Raw genomic sequence first — 16228 nt, forward strand, 5'->3', positions numbered from 1 at the left:
GCCGTCGATGGTACGAGTCCTGGCGTCAGACGGTGGTGCCGGACTGGGCGGCGGCGAGGGCCGCGTCCGTGTCGGCGGTGACCAGAAGGGCATTGATGTGGGCGCCGGCCAGAGCGCCCGCCGCGGCGGAGGCGCCGACCTGGGCGGTCAGTTCGGTGGCGTTGCCGGCGACCCACACCCCCGGCACCTCGGTGGTGCCGGCCGTGCCGGAGGCGAAGCGGCGGCCCAGGTTGTCGGGCAGGTCCTCCATCGGCAGCTTCAGGCCGTTCAGACCCTCGGTGCGAGCCTGCAGGTGCGTGGCGACCACGAGGACGCGGCGGGCCACGACCGTGCCATCGGTCAGGCGCACACCCGCGATGCCGCCGTCCTCGCGCGGCATGACTTCCCGCAGCGGGGTGTCGATGACGCGGATGTCTCGGGCGGCGAAGCGCGCGCGGGTGTCGTCGTCGAGTCCGGTGCCGTGGGTGAAGTAGACGAGGTCATCGGTCAGCTGGCGGAACAGCAGCGCGTGGTGGATCGAGGCGGGGCCGGTGGCGAGGATGCCGATGGGCTGGTCGCGTACCTCCCAGCCGTGGCAGTACGGGCAGTGCACCACATCGTGCCCCCAGTGCTCAGCGAGGCCGGGCACGTCCGGCAGAACGTCCCGCAGGCCGGTGGCCACCAGCACGCGGCGCGCCGTCACCGTGCCCCCGTCGGCCAGGCTGACCACGAAACGCAGATCACCGTCGACGGCCGGGGCGGCCGGTTCGGCAGAGGTCACCTCTCCGAAGACGACCCGGCCGCCGTACTGGCGCACCTGCTCCCGGCCCCGCTTGAGCAGCTCGGTGGGCGGCATGCCGTCCAGCACGATGAAGCCGTGCATGGCCTCGGCAGGCGCGTTGCGGGGCGTCCCGCTGTCGATCACGACGACCGAGCGGCGGGAACGGGCCAGCATCAGAGCACCGTTCAAGCCTGCGGCGCCGCCGCCGATCACCACAACGTCCACGGTCTCACCGGGCAGTGCGTCGCTCGCGTAGTGGGAAGTCTGCACAGACATGTCGCGCCCTTTCCTCATGTCAGCCGCTTTCGGCCGTCTGCACACGACGTTAAACCCGCGTTGCGAGAAGGGCATACAATGTTGCGCATGACGCAAGAAAATGGAGAGCTGGACTGCCTCGTACGCAAACGCATTCGCGCCCTGCGGGTCGCGCAGGGCTGGTCACTGGAAGAACTGGCCACCCGCGCCAACCTCAGCCAGTCCTCACTGAGCCGCATCGAGAACGGTCAGCGCCGCCTTGCCCTGGACCAGCTCGTCACCCTCGCCCGCGCCCTGGACACCACCCTCGACCAACTCGTCGAGACCGCCACCGACGACGTCGTCACCAGCCCGGTGATCGACGGCGCCCACGGCTTGATGCGCTGGCCCGTGAAGAGTGACCCCGGCATGAGCGTCCTACGCCAGCGCATGACCGAGCCACCGCCCGACAACCCCGCCCGCATGCGTGCCCACCCCGGCCGGGAATGGATGGTCGTGCTCTCCGGCACCGCGATCCTCATGCTGGGCCACCGGCGCATCCGCCTCGAGACCAACCAGGCCGCCGAGTTCCCGACCATGATGCCGCACGCCATCGGCGCCGAAGGCGGACCGTGCGAGATTCTGGGCATCTTCGACCGCGATGCCCGCCGCGGACACCAGCGCGACAACGACAGCGACACCTCTGGCATTCGCGAATAACGGCAACGCGCCCTCGGTTCGGAGTGCGCCTTGCGCGTCGGGCACCACCACGCGCCGACTTCTTGCGCATCCCGGGAGCCGTCGTACCGGGTAAGCAAACCCGCCTTACGGTGACGGCATGACCCACGCATACCCGCACACTCCCCACCACGACGCGCAGCACGGCCACCACCAGCAGGACGACGCCGGCCAGGTGGAAATCCTGGACCTGGAAGCGGAAGTCCTCGCCGGGCACATCGCCGCCATCACCGCATGGCTGCCCCTGAAAACCAGCCCGCGCCAGATCGTCGACCTGGGCTGCGGCACGGGAGCGGGCACCTTCGCCCTCCTGAACCGTTTCCCCGAGGCTCATGTCATCGCCGTCGACGCCGCGCCCGGACACCTTCAGCGCCTGCGGGAGAAGGCGCGCGCCCAGGAGGTGGACGACCGTGTGCGCACCGTGCAGACCGACCTGGACGCCGCCGACTGGCCCGACCTCGGCACGCCGGACCTGGTCTGGGCCTCAGCCTCGATGCACCACCTGGCCGACCCCGACCACGCCCTGCGCAACGTCCACGACCTGCTCCCGTCCGGCGGCCTGTTCGCCGTAATCGAACTGGCCGGGCTCCCCCGCTTCCTGCCGGCAGGCGCCCCCGAAGACCGGCCCGGCCTGGAAGACCGCTGCCACACCGCGACCGACCAGATCCTCGCCGAACACATGCCCTACCGCGGCGCCGACTGGGGACCGATGCTCGCCGCCGCCGGGTTCACCCTCGACGGCGAGCGCACCATCACCGTGAACATCGACGGTGTCCACAGCGAAGCCATCGGCCACTACGCCCTCGGCACCCTTCGGCGCATCCGCGGCGCCGTCGCCGAAGCGCTCCCGGCCGAAGACCTCGCCGCGCTCGACCGGCTGCTCGACACGGACAGCCCGCACAGCATCCTGCGCCGTGACGACCTCTCGGTACGCACCGAACGCACTGTCTGGGCCGCACGACGCACCTGACCCTCAACCAAGCACCTAGAAGCCCGGCATCGTCCGGGTCCTCTGATCGTCCTATCCGGCGGACAGGAACCTCGTACGGGCACCGAAGCGCTTCTCGAAGACATCAAGCACCTGGAGCAGCGCTTGGCGTCCGTGTTCTCGTCCCACAGGCGGCTTCAAGACATATCTCGATCGGGGAGTGTCCCGTCCCGGTCGGGACACGAGTCTTCCTCGCGGCGGGCAAAGCCGGGACATTTCGCTCTGGGGGCCCGGGACGCCCACGGTGAATGATCCGGATGGTCGCACGCGAGCGTTCGCGGGCGAACCTGTCCGGGCCCGGCATCCGCCGGGACCCGTGGTTCGATCACGGAAGAAAAGATCACTCATGCCCATTCGCGCCATTGACCCGGGCGCCCGGGAGCCGATGCCGGGATCGTGTTCGCGCCGATTGGCACCGGTGTCCGGTCGTATCGTGCCCGCGACGTCGGGCTCGGCGCGTCCGTCGCGGCTGGGTGCATCCGGGCCCGGTGCGGATCCGACGACAAGGGTGGACGGCTGGGGCCGGGAAGTGTCTGAAATCACCGCGCACGCGCCGAATGATGATCATGTCCTGCTCGATGTCGCCGCCGCGGCGATGGCGCGCGCCGTACGAGGGCGCCAGGACCGGTCGCCGGACGAGCCGGGAGGCGTTCCCGGCTGGCGCATCGAACCGGGAAGCCCCTGGACGCATGTCACGCCCGACGACTCGTCCGCCAGGGCGCAGGGCTGGAAGCTGCACGTCTCGGCGATCCCGCTGTCTGCGCCGGTGGTGCTCGCCCGCGCCGTGGAGGTGCTCGCCCGCCACCGGTGCCCGTTCAAGTTCGCGGCCACCATCGACGAGCTGGCGGGGCTGGTGGCCCGGGAGCAGAACCGCGGGTCGGTCGGCAAGTTCATCACGGTCTACCCTCCGGACGACGACGCCGCGGTGCGGATCGCCGACGATCTGGACCGTGCCACCAGGGGGTTGCCCGGGCCGCCGATCCTCTCCGACCGCCCCTACCGCGCCGGCGGCCTCGTCCACTACCGCTACGGGGTGTTCTCCGCCCCGAGTGAGCTGGGCAACGACGGATCGTACGAGTCCCGCCTGACCGCCCCCGACGGCACGCGGGTGCCCGACGCCCGCAACGCCTGGTACTCGCCGCCGGAGTGGGCCGCGTGCCCGTTCCCCTCGGGCCGGGCGCCGGCGCGGACCACGCCACCCGAGGCGGTACTGCTCGCCGACCGTTTCGTGATTCGCAAGGCGCTGCGGCACGGCTCCAAGGGCGGAGTCTTCCTCGCCGAGGACCGCGTGGAGGGCGGCCAGGTGGTGATCAAGCAGGCCCGGCCGCATCTCGGGGCCTCGCTCGACGGCACCGACGGCAGGGACCTGCTGCGGCACGAGAGCCGCATGCTCGAACTGTTCGGTTCGTCCGGTGTCACCGCACGCAAGGTCGAGCTGTTCGAGAGCGGGGGACATGTCTTCCTCGCCCAGGAGTGTCTGACCGGCACCCCGCTGTCGGCCTGGGTTGCCACGAACCGCCCGTCGCGCCTCGACGAGCGGTGGCGCGACCGGGTCGTCCGGATCGCGCGGCGGCTGTGCGATCTCGTCGCCGCGGTGCACCTGCACGGGCACGTGTTCCGCGACCTCACTCCCAGCAACGTCATGGTCCTCGATGACGACGACTGCCGGCTCATCGACCTGGAGATGACCGTCGTACCCGGTGAGGAGGTCGGGCGAGCCTACACTCCCGGCTACGCGCCGCCCGAGCAGAGCGGGGGCCCCACGCACGGCCCCGCCCCCGGTACCGCCGCGGACCTCTACGCGCTCGGGGCGTGCCTGCTCTACCTGACCACGGGCTCCCCGCCGCCGGCGACCAGGGACGCCCCGGCCGGGCAGCGCGACTGGGCGGAGCGGCTGGGTGACCTGGTGCGGGTGGCCACGGCCGGAGACCCGATCGCCATGGCCTTCGCCCCCGCGGTCGCCGGGCTGATGGCCGAACGGCCGCATGACCGGTGGGACATGGACCGGCTGCGCGCCTTCCTCGACGGCACGGTCGCGCGGACCGGCGTGTCCGGGCGTGGCAGCGGATACCGGCTCGCCGCGCCCGACCGGGAACGCCTCCTGGACGACGGGCTCACCTACGTCCTGCGCACCGTGGCCGCCGGCGTGGACGAGGGCCGCCGGGGTGCCCTGTGGCCCATCGGCGGATTCGCCGCGACCGCCGACCCGTGCGCGGTGCAGTACGGCACCGCGGGTGTCATGACGCTGCTCGCAGGTCTCGCCGGGACGGCGGAACGGCCCGGCGGTCGCGCGCCCGGCCGCCGGGAAGAGGTGCTGGCGGGGTTGCGCCAGGTGGCCGGATGGACCGTCCGGCGGCTCACCGGGGAGCCGCGGCCCTCGCCGGGACTGTACTTCGGCCGCGCCGGCATCGCCTGGGCGCTGTTCGAGGCCGCCGGCGCGCTGCGCTACGAGGGCCTGCGCGCCCAGGCTCTGCGCATGGCCCGCGAGCTGCCGACGGAGTGGCCCAACCCGGACGTCTGCCACGGGCTGGCCGGAGCCGGGCTGGCCCAGCTGCACTTCTGGCACGCGACCGGTGACCAGGTCTTCGCCGGACAGGCCGCCGCCAGCGCCGACGCCCTCGTCGAGGCCGCGCTGAGCGGGGACGGCGAAGTCATCTGGGAGGTTCCTGCCGATTTCGACTCGGCGCTCGCGGGCGTCAGGCACTACGGCTTCGCCCACGGCGTGGCGGGCATTGGAGCGTTCCTGCTCGCCTCGGGCACGGCGCTGGGCCGTGACGACCACCTCGACCTGGCCATGGCCGCCGGCGAGACCCTGCTGGCCGCCGGCGTGCGCGATGACGACGCCATCTGGTGGACCGAGGGGCCGGGCAGCACGACGAGGTTGCCGCACTGGTGCAACGGGTCCTCCGGAGTGGGCACGTTCCTGGTGCGGCTGCACGTCGCCACCGGCGACCACCGCTTCAGGGAGGCGGCGGAAGGAGCCGCCCGCGTGGCCCACTTCCAGCGTTTCGGCTTCGGCACCGCCACCTGCCACGGCCTGGCCGGAGACGGCCAGTTCCTGCTCGACATGGCGGATCTGCTCGGCGAGCCCGGCTACCGCGCCCAGGCGGAGGAGGTCGCCGCCTCGCTGTGGGCGAACGCCGTACTTCACGACGGGCTCCTCCTCGTGCCCGACGAGAGCGGCGTGGAGCTGACACTGGGCTGGAACACCGGCATGACCGGCGTCCTGGATTTCCTGCTGCGGCTCGGCCATGGCGGCCCCCGTCCCTGGATGGCCGACGCGGCTCCCGGGAATCCCGCGTGAGTGCCGCGCGGTCGCGGCCCGGCCTCATGGACGCCCGGCGGCTCAACTTCCGCTTCTCCGGGGACGGCACCCGGCTGGCCTGCCTGGCGGGCGGCGCCGAACTCACCGTCGGCCTGTGGCGGCTGACCGGTGACCGGCCCGAGACGGTGCCCGTACCGGTCGGTGGCCTGACCGTCTCGACGGTGCCGATCCCCACCGGCGACGACGGGGTCATCCTGTGCCGCATCGGCGAGCAGGGGACGCACCGTCTCGCCCTGGCCCGGCCCGGGGAGCACGGCGAGGCGGTCGCCCGCGATCTGGCGGTGGTGCGCGGCGACGGCCTGCGCTCGATTCCCGGCCCGGCCGCGGGGCCGGCCGGCCTCGCCTTCGTCAACGACCGGCACGCCACCACCGTCCTGCGGCTGACGGCGGGCTCCGGGGCTTCGCGGGCCGTGTGCGCGGTGCCGGGAACGCTGCGCGGCGGTGTCTGGCTCGACGAGCAGGGCGACCGCCTGGCGGTACGGCGGGACGACACGGGGCGCGGAGCCGTGCTCGACCTCCGGACCGGCGAGCTGAGCGCCCTGCGCGGCGGCCTCGCGGACACGCACCTGCTGTGCCACGCACCGCGTGCGAGGGTGTCACTGGTGGCCACGCGGTTCGACGGCGCCTACCGGATCGGCCTGCACCGCGAGGGCGGGGAGCGAGCCGTGTTCCCCGATCGGCTCAACCGGATCGAGGGGGTCGTGACGCCGCTGGCGCTCGAACCCTGCGGGCGAAGGGCGGCGTTGGCCGTGACCCGGGGCGCGCGCTCTCACCTGCTGCTGCACGACCTCGCCGCCGACACCTCCGAGGAGATCGACCTGCCGCCGGGAATGCTGCTCCCGGTCGCCGCGTGGAGTGACGGCGGCCTCCATGTCGTGCACAGCACGCCGGACCGGCCGCCCCACCCCGTCCGCGTGCGGGAGGCGGCCGGGCGCGCGGCCCCGCGCCGCCCGCGACCATCGCCCTGGGTCTCCGCCCGGCTGATGGACGTCGAGGCGGCCGAGGGGACGATGGAGGCCGTCGTCTACGGCCGGCCGGAGCGATGCGAGCACGTCGTCGTGGCGCTGCACGGAGGGCCCGAGGCCGCCTGGCAGTTCGCCTTCGAGCCGACCCTGCAGCGCATGGCCCTCGGGGGCATCGCGGTCGTCGCGCCGAACCAGCGCGGCAGCACCGGGTACGGCCCCGCGCATCGGGACGCGGTGCGGGGCGTCTGGGGTGGTCCCGACCTGGCCGACGTCCTCGCCCTGGGCCGATGGCTCGCGGGCGCCCGGGGGACCGACCGGCCCGCGCCCCTGCTGTACGGCGCCAGCTATGGAGCATTCCTCGCACTGCTCGCCGCCGCCGCGCGCCCCGGACTGTGGTCTCGCGCAGCGGTCGTCGCTCCTTTCGTCTCCGGGCCCGCTCTGTACGAGGACGGCCCGCCACCGGTCCGGGCGTTGCTGGACCGGCTGCGCGGCCGGGACGAAATCCCCGACGACCTGGGCCCGCGCGACCTGCTCCGGCTCGCGGGGCGCCTGGACCTGCCGGTGCTGATCGTGCACGGGGCGGAGGATCCGATCATCCCCGTGGCCCACTCTCGGCGCCTGCGCGACCGGCTGCTCAACGTGACCTACCTGGAGATCCCCGGAGCGGGTCACGACCCGCTCGCCGAGGCCGGCGGCGATGAGATCAGGGAGCGCATCGCCGGGTTCCTCCGCGGTGCCCCGCCGCGCATGGCCGGCTGACCGGCCCGCGCGCCTCTAAGCCGCCTGAGGCCGTCCGTCCGCCGCCGAACGCCGCGGCGACGCGTGACGCGCCGAAGGTGGGAGCCCGCCGCGAACGGCGGCGAGCTCCGACCACCAAGAGCTCCGACCGCCGAGAGCTCTGACCAAGAAAGGAAGGTCGTCCATGGAACTGGACGTCACCGCGCTCGACATGATCCCCGCCGTGGAGGAAGAGCGGCTCTACCCCTGCTCGATCACCTGCGAAGGAATCACCTGCAAGGGCAGGACCTGCCAGATCACCACCACCTGACCCCGGTAATCCGCCGTCATCCACACCGAAAGGAAATGATCATGGAACTTGACATCGCTGTGCTGGACCTCTTTCCCATCGAGGAGTCCCCGCTCGCCGCGTGCACCGAAACGTGCGCGCACACCTGCACCGGCAAAACCTGCAGCTACACCTCTGTCAAGTGACAGAGGAAGCCTGACCGCATGAGGTGAGGCCGCCGGCCCCGTGGACGGGATCGCGGACGCGTGCCCGCGATCCCGTCCACGGCGGACCTCCTGGTTTCACCGCCATCCCCCGGCACGGGCGTCCGGACCGCGAGGAACGGCCCTCGTCCATGGTCCCCTCCTCCACCCAGACCATCCCGCAGAAAGGCCATGCCATGGAACTCGACGTCACCGTCCTCGACATGTTGCCCAGCGACGAGGAAGTCCTCCTGTACCCCTGCGCCTGCACCTGCACCCGCTCCACCGATCAGACGCAGACCCGCCCCACCGTGGGCTAGCCCACACGGAAGGACGAGATCACGATGCGCGATCCGGGCCGGACCGTCACCTTCGCCGACGCCCACCGCCTTCTCGGCGACCTCGCCCGGACGACGCGGACCCCGCTGCTCGTCGTCGCCGCCGCGACCCTGGTGTCGTCGGGCGCGGCGCTCGCCCTGCCCGGCGTGCTGGGGACGGCGGCGGACGCGGTGCTCGCGGGACGGGGCACCGCCGTCGCGGTCGCCTGGCTCGCCGGCCTCATCTTGCTCGCCGCGGCCGCCGAGGTCGTCGGCGGTGTGGCCGGCGCGGTCGCCACGACCTCGGGCACCGCGAGGCTCAGGACGACATTCATCGACCACGTGCTCGGCCTCGACGTCGTGCGCGCCCGCCGGTTCCCGGCGGGCGACCTCGCCAGCCGTCTGGGCGGCAACGCCATGACGGCGGGTCACGTGCCGCTGACGCTGCTGCGGGCCGCGGCCGGGCTCCTCACCTCCATCGGAGGCGTCATCGCCCTGTTCGGCATCGACACGCGGGTGGGGCTGGCGTTCCTGGCGGGTCTGCCCCTGCTGCTCGTCGCCGTCCGGGTGTTCGTCGGCCGGGCGTCCCAGCTGTACGGCGGCTACCAGGACGCCCAGGGCCGGCTGGCCGGTCGGCTCCTGGACACCCTGGCCGGTGTCCGCACGGTGCGCGCTTCCGGAACCGCCGAACGGGAGATCAGCAGGGTGCTCGCTCCGCTCGCCGAGCTGTCGGCCAGCGGACGCGCCCTATGGCGGGCTCAGGCGGGCAGCGTCTGGCAGGTCTCGCTGCTCCTGGTGCTCATCGAGCTGCTGGTGCTCGGCGTGACCGGGCTCGGCATCGCCGAAGGCGTGCTCGCTCCCGGATCGCTGCTCGCCGTCGCGGGCTACACGGCCCTGGCCATGACGTTGATGGACCAGTTCGACACGCTGCTCGACCTGATCGACTCACGTGCCGCCGCGATGCGCCTGTGCGAGGTCCTCGCGCTGCCCGGCCAACGGCGAGGCGACCGCCCGCTCGCTCCTGGACCAGGTTCGCTGTCCTTCAACGTCGTGACGGTGGCCTCCGCCTCGATGCCCGTGCTGCGGCGGCTGGACCTCGACGTGCCCGCGGGCCTGCTCACCGCCGTCGTCGGCAGCTCCGGCTCCGGCAAGAGCACCCTCGCCCTCCTGGCCGGGGGGTTGATCGACCCGACCGGCGGCGAAGTCCTGCTGGACGGCCGGCCGATACGCGACATCGACCCCGCGGTGCTGCGCGCCGAGGTCGCGTACGCGTTCGAGCGCCCGGCCCTCCTGGGCCCCGATCTCGGCTCTGCCATCGCCTACGGCCTGCCCGCCGACCGCGAGCACGTCGCCGCGACCGTGACCGCCGCCGCCCGCGCCGCGCGGATCGACGACGTGGTACGGCGGCTGCCCCTGGGCTACGCCACGCCCGTGGACGCGGTCCCGCTGTCCGGCGGCGAATTCCAGCGTCTCGGGCTCGCCCGCGCGCTGGCCAGGCGCGCTCGCCTGACCGTGCTGGACGACGCCACGTCCAGCCTCGACACGGCCACCGAGGCCGAGGTCATCCGCACGCTGACCGAGGACATGCGCGGCCGTACCCGGCTGGTCGTCGCCCACCGGACCACCACCGCCGCGCACGCCGACCTCGTGGTGTGGATGGAGAACGGCCGCGTCCGCGCCCGCGGCACCCACGCCGAGCTGTGGCGCGACCCCGCCTATCGAGCGATGTTCCACCCCACCGGGGATGACCGGGATGAACGGGACGGCCGATGACCGGCACGCCCCTGATCAGACCCGGCGACGGCGCCCGGCGGCTGCTGGTCAGGCTGCTCGCGCCACGGGCCCGTCCGCTCGCCGTGGCGGCGCTCTGGTCGGCGGTCGAGGCAGCGCCGAATCTGCTGTCCGGTCTTCTCATCGCCAACGCGGTCGATCGCGGGTTCCTGCCGGGAGACGCCGGCACCGGGTTCGCCTGGCTGGGAATCCTCGGGGCCGCCATGCTGCTGCAGGCGGCCGCCACCCGGTCGATGTTCCCCGCCCTCGCGGCCGTGGCCGAGCCACTGCGCGACGACCTGGTGACCGCCGTCGTCACCGCGACCGTGAACCGCGCCGTCGCGCTGGCCGAGCCGCCGGACACCGCGGCGATCACCCGCCTCACCGAACAGGTCGAGATGGTGCGCAATCTGGTCTCGGCGCTGCTGCGCAGCGCGCGGGCACTCGGGATCTCCCTGGTCGCCGCGTTCACCGGGCTGGTGCTGCTGTCACCGTCGCTGGCCGCCGCGGTCGCGGTGCCGGTCGCCCTCTCTCTGATCGTGTTCGTCCTGCTGCTGCGGATCCTCGTCACCCGCCAGCGCGCGCTCATCCTGACCGGCGAGCGGTTGACCAGCGAGAGCACGCCCATCCTGGCCGGCCTGCGCGACGTGGCCGCGTGCGGCGCGCAGCGGGAGGCCCGCGCCACCGTCCGGGCGGCCATCGACGCCCAGGCTGCTGCCGGGGTCGCGCTCGCGTGGGCCGGCACCACCCGGCGGCTCATCGTGACGCTCGGCGCGCACGTACCCCTGCTCATGTTGATCCTGGCGGCCAGGCCGCTGATCGCGGGCGGGCACCTCAGCGCCGGCGAGGTGGTCGGCGCCGTCGCCTACCTCGCCACCGGGCTCGATCCGGCCCTGCGCTCGCTCGTCGGGACGGTGAGCGGCTGGGCGGTGCCTCTGGCGGTCACGCTGCGCCGGATCGCCGAGACCCTCGCGCCCCCACCCCTGGCATCCCCGCCCACCCCGCCCACCCAGCCGCGAGTCGCCGCCGCCCCGGCCGGTCACCGCATCCGCCTGGAGCGCGTCACCTTCGCCTACGCCCCCGGGGCCGCCCCGGTCGTCCTCGACCTCGACCTCGAGGTCGAGGAGGGCGAGCACCTGGCCCTGGTGGGTCCGAGCGGAATCGGCAAGTCCACCCTGTCGATGCTTCTCACCGGCCTTCGCGTGCCCACCCGGGGCCGGGTGCTGCTGGGAGGCGTGCCCATCGGCGCGGTGCCGCCCACGACGCTGCGCTCGGCCGTCGCACTGGTGCCCCAGGAGGCGTACGTCTTCTCGGGTACGGTCGCCGAGAACCTCGCCTACCTGTGCCCCGGCGACCCCGGCGCCGCTGGTGAGCGCATCCGGGAAGCCGTCTCCGCCGTGGGCGCGGAACGGCTCGTCAGCAGGCTCGGCGGCCTCTCCGCCGTGATCGAGCAGCCGTCGTGGTTGTCGGCGGGAGAACGGCAACTGCTCGCGCTGGCCCGGGTCCACGCCTCACCCGCCCGCGTCGTCGTACTCGACGAGGCCACCTGCCACCTCGATCCGGCCGCCGAGCACCTCGCCGAGACGGCGTTCGCGGCGCGCCCCGGAACCCTCATCGTGATCGCTCACCGCATGAGCTCAGCGATCCGGGCACAGCGGGTCGTCCTGATGGACGGCGCCCAGGTGCTCGCCGGACCGCACCGCGAGCTGGTGAGCCGCTCACCGCTGTACGCGAACCTGGTGGGCCACTGGGCCGGCGGCGACCCGTCGATGCCCGCCGGCACGCCGTACTGACCTCTCCCGCGATGAAAGGCCACTCCATGAACGACCTTTTCGACGGACCCACCGACGTCATCTGGGACGTCACCTACGCGTGTCCGCTCAGATGCCAGCACTGCTACTCCGAGTCCGGACGGCGGCCCGCCCGCCAACTCGGCCGCGACGACATGCTCAAGGTGGCCGAGGCGATCGCCTCGCTGCGGCCGACCTCGGTGGAGTTCGCGGGCGGCGAGCCGCTGCTGGTGCGGGGCCTGCTCGACGTGGCGGGGCGGATCTCGCGGGCGGGGGTCGCGGTCAACCTCTACACCAGCGGGTGGACGGTGACGGCCGCCGTGGCCGAGGGAGCCGCGGAGGCGTTCTCCCGGATCACCGTCAGCGTGGACGGGGCCGACGCCGGCGTCCATGACCGCGTCCGAGGCCGTGCCGGCTCCTTCGAACGGGCCATGCGCGCCCTCGCCCACCTGGAGGCCATCTGGAGGCGGCGGGTCACCGAGGGAACGGCACCACTGAACTACGGCGTCGACTTCGTGGTCGTGCGCAGTAACTTCCACCAGGTCGAGGAGTTCTGCGCCACCGTCGCCCACCGCTTCGACGGGCTCGGCTTCGTGAACTTCGGCGCCGCCGTACCGTCCGGGCTGGCCAGCGGACCCGGATACGCCGAACACGAACTCCTGCCGGACGACCGGCTCGACGAGCTGACCGATCCCGGGTTCGTCGAGCGGCTGTCCGCGCTCGTGCCGGACACCGTACAGGTGCGCACCTCGGACAACTACGTCCTGCTCATGCATCCCGGCGCCACGACCCAGGGCGCGGGGCCACGGCTGATGCACGTCGAGCCCGGCGGGGAGGTGCGCGCCATGCCGATCTACGAGGGGACCGTCGGCAGCCTGCTCACCGACGTTCCCATGGAGGTGTGGCGGCGTGCCGTCGAGCGATGGAGTGACCCGTTCGTCGTCGACACACTCACCCCGGTCCGCTCGATGACCGATTGGGCCGAGGCGGTCAGGCGCATCGACCAGCGGTTCGGCACGCCTGAGGTGCTGGCGCGCATAGCGGCCCGCGGCGCGATCTGAAGGCGGCGCGGTCCGAAGCTCGTCGTCGCCCGGGCATCGCCGTTGCGGCGGTGTTCGCCCCGGTCCGGGACCGGCGTCCCGGCCGGGACGGGACTTCGGCGGGACTCTGCTCACATGCAGGCGGGACGCGGCATGTGGCACGCTTGGCGGCGTGTTCGACCCCTCTGCCACCGGCCACGCACCGGCCGCACCGGATCGCCGACGTGCCGCCGATGGCATCTCCCAGTCCGACGGAGTGCCGGAGGTCGTCTCCCAGTCCGACGGAGTGCCGGAGGTCGCCGCGGAGGCCGTTCCCGAGGCCGACGACGGTGCGCCGGAGGTCGTTCCCGAGGCCGACGCGGCGGGCGATCGGCGCCTGGCGGTGGGCGCGATGGCGCTGGCCGTGTCGTCCGTCCTGGCTGCCATGGCCGCCACCGGGATCGACCTGGCGACGGGGACGGTGACGCGGCCCGAGGCGCTCGACTGGGCGGTGTGGTCCTCGACGGTTCCCTGCGCGGCCCTGGCGATCGCGGGCGGAGTGCTGGTGGTGCGGCTGCCGCGCCACCTGATGAGCTGGCTGCTGATCGCGGGAGGCCTGGTCGCGGGCGTCAACGGCCTGGCCGCCGCGTACGCGGTGCTGTCCCTGACGCACCACGACGGCACGCTCGCGCTGACCACCGCCGCCGTCTACGCCGGGGCGCGACTGGGGCCGCTGCTGAACATGGTGCCGCTGCTCATCCTGCTGTTCTTCCCCGACGGGCGGCTGCCGTCCCCGCGATGGCGGTGGGCCGCGTCGGGCTCGCTCGCCGTCACGGGCCTGACAGTGCTGATCTTCCTGTTCGTCCCGTGGCGCATCGTGTCGCCGCAGGGCCACTTGCCCGGGCTCGATGCCACGATCCCCGCGCTTCCCGAGGCGTTCTGGCGCTTCGCGCTCGCGGTGGCGCCGGTCCTGTTGGTGGTGAGCCTGCTGGTACCGGTGGCGGCCTTCGCCTGGCGGTTCCGGGGATCCTCGGGCGCGCGGCGGGCGCAGCTTCGCTGGATGCTGCTGGCGGGGTTGCTGAACGTCGTCCTGACGGTGGCCTCCGCCTTCGTCGACGGGGCGCCGCAGGACCTCGGTTTCGTGCTGTCCCTGGTGGCGCTCGCCGCGGCGGTCCTGGTGGCGGTGAGCCGCTATCGGCTCTACGACATCGATCCCGTGCTCGGCTGGACGCTGCTGTACGGCGGGCTCGCGCTCGCCGTCATCGCGATCGACGTGCCGCTCTTCGCCGGTTTGGGCGCTCTGATCGGCGAGCCGGTCGCGGCCGTGCTCGCGGCGGTCGCGGTGGGCGTGGTCTACGCGCCGCTGCGGGAACGGGTGCGGCGCTGGGTGAACCGGGTGCTGACCGGACGGGCCGAGCCGTACGAGGTGGTCTCGGCCCTCGCCCGACGTCTGGAGGAGTCCACGCGGCCGGAGGACCTGCTGCTGGAGGTGGCCCAGGCCGTCTCGGCGGCGTTCCGCTCGCCGTACGTGCGGGTCGAGTTGGACCGCTCCGACGGCCGGACCTTCGTGGTGGAGCACGGCACACCCCGCGAGGACGTCGTCGTGCTGCCCTTCGCCTACCGGGAGGCGCCGATCGGCAGGCTCGTGCTGGTCCCGCGCCCGGGCGCGTGGCCGGCCGAGGCCGCCCAACTGCTCCTCGCCGACGTGGTACGCCAGGCCGCCGCCGCCGTACGCGCCACCGCGCTGACCGAGGAGCTGCAGCACAGCCGTGAGCGCCTGGTCACCGGCGTGGCGGAGGAGCGCCGCCGGCTGCGCCGTGACCTGCATGACGGGCTGGGGCCCACCCTGGCCGCCGCCGCGCTGAAGGCGCAGGCGGCGCACAACCTGATCACCCGCGACACCGAGGCCGCCCGCGCGGCGCTGGACCAGGTCAAGACGGATCTCGGAAGCATGCTCGGCGACGTGCGGCGGCTCGTGCATGGCCTGCGGCCGCCGGCCCTGGACCAGTTCGGCCTGGCGGGAGCGCTGCGTCATGAGGCCGCCAGGTTCCGCAACGGCTCCCTGGCAGTCCGGTTGGAGGCGGAGGGGGACCTGACGGCGCTGCCCGCCGCGACCGAGGTGGCGGCCTACCGGATCGTCTGCGAGGCTCTGACGAATGTCGTCCGGCACGCGGACGCGGCCAACTGCCACGTCCGCGTGGCCGTGGCCGGGAGCGAACTGGAGGTCGAGGTGACCGACGACGGGCGTGGCGTGCGTCCCGGCGCAGTGGTGGGAGTGGGGCTGGTCGGCATGCGTGAGCGGGCGGAAGAACTCGGCGGCCGGTGCACCGTCGGCCGCGCCGGCGGTGGCGGGACCCGGGTGCACGCCCTCCTCCCCGCCGGGGCGGTGACGGTTCCGTGACACCCCGCGTGCTGCTGGCGGACGATCATCCGGTCTATCGCGACGGGCTGCGGATGATGCTGCACTCCACCGGCGAGGCCGAGGTGGTCGGCACCGCCGCCGACGGGGAGGAGGCGGTGGCCGAGGCCGTCCGCCTGCGGCCCCAGGTCGTGGTGATGGATCTGCGGATGCCTCGGCTGGACGGCGTGCAGGCGACCGGGCGGATCGTCACCGACTGCCCCGGCACACACGTGCTCGTGCTCACGATGCATGAGGACGATGAGAGCGTTTTCGCCGCCATGCTGGCCGGTGCCCGTGGCTATCTGCTCAAGGGGGCCGACCAGACCGAGATCCTGCGCGCGATCACGGCGGTGGCCAGCGGTGAGGTGATCTTCGGTCCCGCGTTGGCGGAACGGGTGACGCGCTATTTCGCCAGGCTCGCCGCCGCCCACGTGCCCCACACGGATCCCTTCCCGCAGCTCACCACCCGCGAACGGGAGATACTCGACCTCATCGCGGCCGGTCTGTCCAACCGGCAGATCGCCGAGCGCCTGTCGCTGTCGCCGAAGACGGTGCGCAACAACGTCTCCAACGTCTTCACGAAACTGCAGGTAGCCGACCGCGCCCAGGCCATCATCCAGGCTCGCGAGGCCGGCCTCGGCCACTGACCGGCCCGTGCCGGGGCGGGGAGTCCTGATCTCCCCGGGACACCTGTCCCCCGTCATGCCGGGCC

General features: G+C 73.1%; 13 protein-coding genes. 12 read left to right on the top strand and 1 reads right to left on the bottom strand.

The window, feature by feature from the left end; all coding sequences use genetic code 11:
* Window positions 1-25 precede the first annotated feature (25 nt).
* Entirely contained in the window at window positions 26-1036 is a 1011-nt protein-coding gene (locus AC5L3X_RS00655) for an NAD(P)/FAD-dependent oxidoreductase (RefSeq protein WP_494854327.1), read from the bottom strand.
* Between the two features lie 87 nt (window positions 1037-1123).
* Here AC5L3X_RS00655 and AC5L3X_RS00660 point away from each other — a divergent pair, with 87 nt between their 5' ends.
* From AC5L3X_RS00660 to AC5L3X_RS00715, 12 genes are all read left to right on the top strand, one after another.
* Entirely contained in the window at window positions 1124-1714 is a 591-nt protein-coding gene (locus AC5L3X_RS00660) for a helix-turn-helix domain-containing protein (protein WP_494854945.1), read from the top strand.
* A 118-nt stretch (window positions 1715-1832) separates the two neighbouring features.
* Window positions 1833-2702 carry a class I SAM-dependent methyltransferase gene (locus AC5L3X_RS00665; RefSeq protein WP_494854329.1) on the top strand — a complete coding sequence of 290 codons (870 nt, stop codon included), beginning with the start codon at window positions 1833-1835 and terminating at the stop codon, window positions 2700-2702.
* Window positions 2703-3249: 547 nt separating this feature from the next.
* Complete coding sequence (gene lanL / locus AC5L3X_RS00670) at window positions 3250-6024, top strand: class IV lanthionine synthetase LanL (RefSeq protein ID WP_494854331.1); 2775 nt, start codon at window positions 3250-3252, stop codon at window positions 6022-6024.
* Window positions 6021-7769 (top strand): alpha/beta hydrolase family protein, encoded by a 1749-nt coding sequence (locus AC5L3X_RS00675; RefSeq protein ID WP_494854332.1) that lies wholly within the window; start codon window positions 6021-6023, stop codon window positions 7767-7769. The genes lanL and AC5L3X_RS00675 overlap by 4 nt, the downstream gene beginning before the upstream one ends.
* A gap of 163 nt (window positions 7770-7932) precedes the next feature.
* The gene (locus AC5L3X_RS00680) at window positions 7933-8058 is read left to right on the top strand and encodes an ALQxL family class IV lanthipeptide (protein WP_494854333.1); all 126 of its coding nucleotides are present in this window, start codon (window positions 7933-7935) and stop codon (window positions 8056-8058) included.
* A gap of 41 nt (window positions 8059-8099) precedes the next feature.
* Window positions 8100-8222 carry a hypothetical protein gene (locus tag AC5L3X_RS00685; protein ID WP_494854334.1) on the top strand — a complete coding sequence of 41 codons (123 nt, stop codon included), beginning with the start codon at window positions 8100-8102 and terminating at the stop codon, window positions 8220-8222.
* Window positions 8223-8371: 149 nt separating this feature from the next.
* Entirely contained in the window at window positions 8372-8539 is a 168-nt protein-coding gene (locus tag AC5L3X_RS00690; protein ID WP_494854336.1) for an ALQxL family class IV lanthipeptide, read from the top strand.
* Window positions 8540-8563: 24 nt separating this feature from the next.
* Window positions 8564-10309, top strand: a complete 1746-nt coding sequence (locus tag AC5L3X_RS00695; RefSeq protein ID WP_494854337.1) for an ABC transporter ATP-binding protein — start codon at window positions 8564-8566, stop codon at window positions 10307-10309.
* Window positions 10306-12099: an ABC transporter ATP-binding protein gene (locus AC5L3X_RS00700; RefSeq protein WP_494854338.1), complete on the top strand. Its 1794-nt coding sequence runs from the start codon at window positions 10306-10308 to the stop codon at window positions 12097-12099. The genes AC5L3X_RS00695 and AC5L3X_RS00700 overlap by 4 nt, the downstream gene beginning before the upstream one ends.
* A 26-nt stretch (window positions 12100-12125) precedes the next feature.
* On the top strand, window positions 12126-13157 hold the full coding sequence (locus tag AC5L3X_RS00705) for a radical SAM protein (RefSeq protein WP_494854340.1): 1032 nt from the start codon (window positions 12126-12128) through the stop codon (window positions 13155-13157).
* 151 nt (window positions 13158-13308) lie between these two features.
* Window positions 13309-15516: a sensor histidine kinase gene (locus tag AC5L3X_RS00710; RefSeq protein WP_494854341.1), complete on the top strand. Its 2208-nt coding sequence runs from the start codon at window positions 13309-13311 to the stop codon at window positions 15514-15516.
* The gene (locus tag AC5L3X_RS00715; protein ID WP_494854343.1) at window positions 15513-16163 is read left to right on the top strand and encodes a response regulator transcription factor; all 651 of its coding nucleotides are present in this window, start codon (window positions 15513-15515) and stop codon (window positions 16161-16163) included. The genes AC5L3X_RS00710 and AC5L3X_RS00715 overlap by 4 nt, the downstream gene beginning before the upstream one ends.
* The last annotated feature ends 65 nt before the right edge of the window (window positions 16164-16228 follow it).

Source organism: Nonomuraea sp. CX421 (assembly GCF_059358955.1).

Excerpts from the sequence above, each read along its gene's own strand:
- AC5L3X_RS00700 (WP_494854338.1), top strand. The coding sequence starts at position 10,306 with ATGACCGGCACGCCCCTGATCAGACCCGGCGACGGCGCCCGGCGGCTG.
- AC5L3X_RS00690 (WP_494854336.1), top strand. The coding sequence starts at position 8,372 with ATGGTCCCCTCCTCCACCCAGACCATCCCGCAGAAAGGCCATGCCATG.
- AC5L3X_RS00685 (WP_494854334.1), top strand. The coding sequence starts at position 8,100 with ATGGAACTTGACATCGCTGTGCTGGACCTCTTTCCCATCGAGGAGTCC.
- AC5L3X_RS00655 (WP_494854327.1), bottom strand. The coding sequence starts at position 1,036 with ATGTCTGTGCAGACTTCCCACTACGCGAGCGACGCACTGCCCGGTGAG.
- AC5L3X_RS00665 (WP_494854329.1), top strand. The coding sequence starts at position 1,833 with ATGACCCACGCATACCCGCACACTCCCCACCACGACGCGCAGCACGGC.
- AC5L3X_RS00680 (WP_494854333.1), top strand. The coding sequence starts at position 7,933 with ATGGAACTGGACGTCACCGCGCTCGACATGATCCCCGCCGTGGAGGAA.
- AC5L3X_RS00660 (WP_494854945.1), top strand. The coding sequence starts at position 1,124 with ATGACGCAAGAAAATGGAGAGCTGGACTGCCTCGTACGCAAACGCATT.
- AC5L3X_RS00705 (WP_494854340.1), top strand. The coding sequence starts at position 12,126 with ATGAACGACCTTTTCGACGGACCCACCGACGTCATCTGGGACGTCACC.
- AC5L3X_RS00695 (WP_494854337.1), top strand. The coding sequence starts at position 8,564 with ATGCGCGATCCGGGCCGGACCGTCACCTTCGCCGACGCCCACCGCCTT.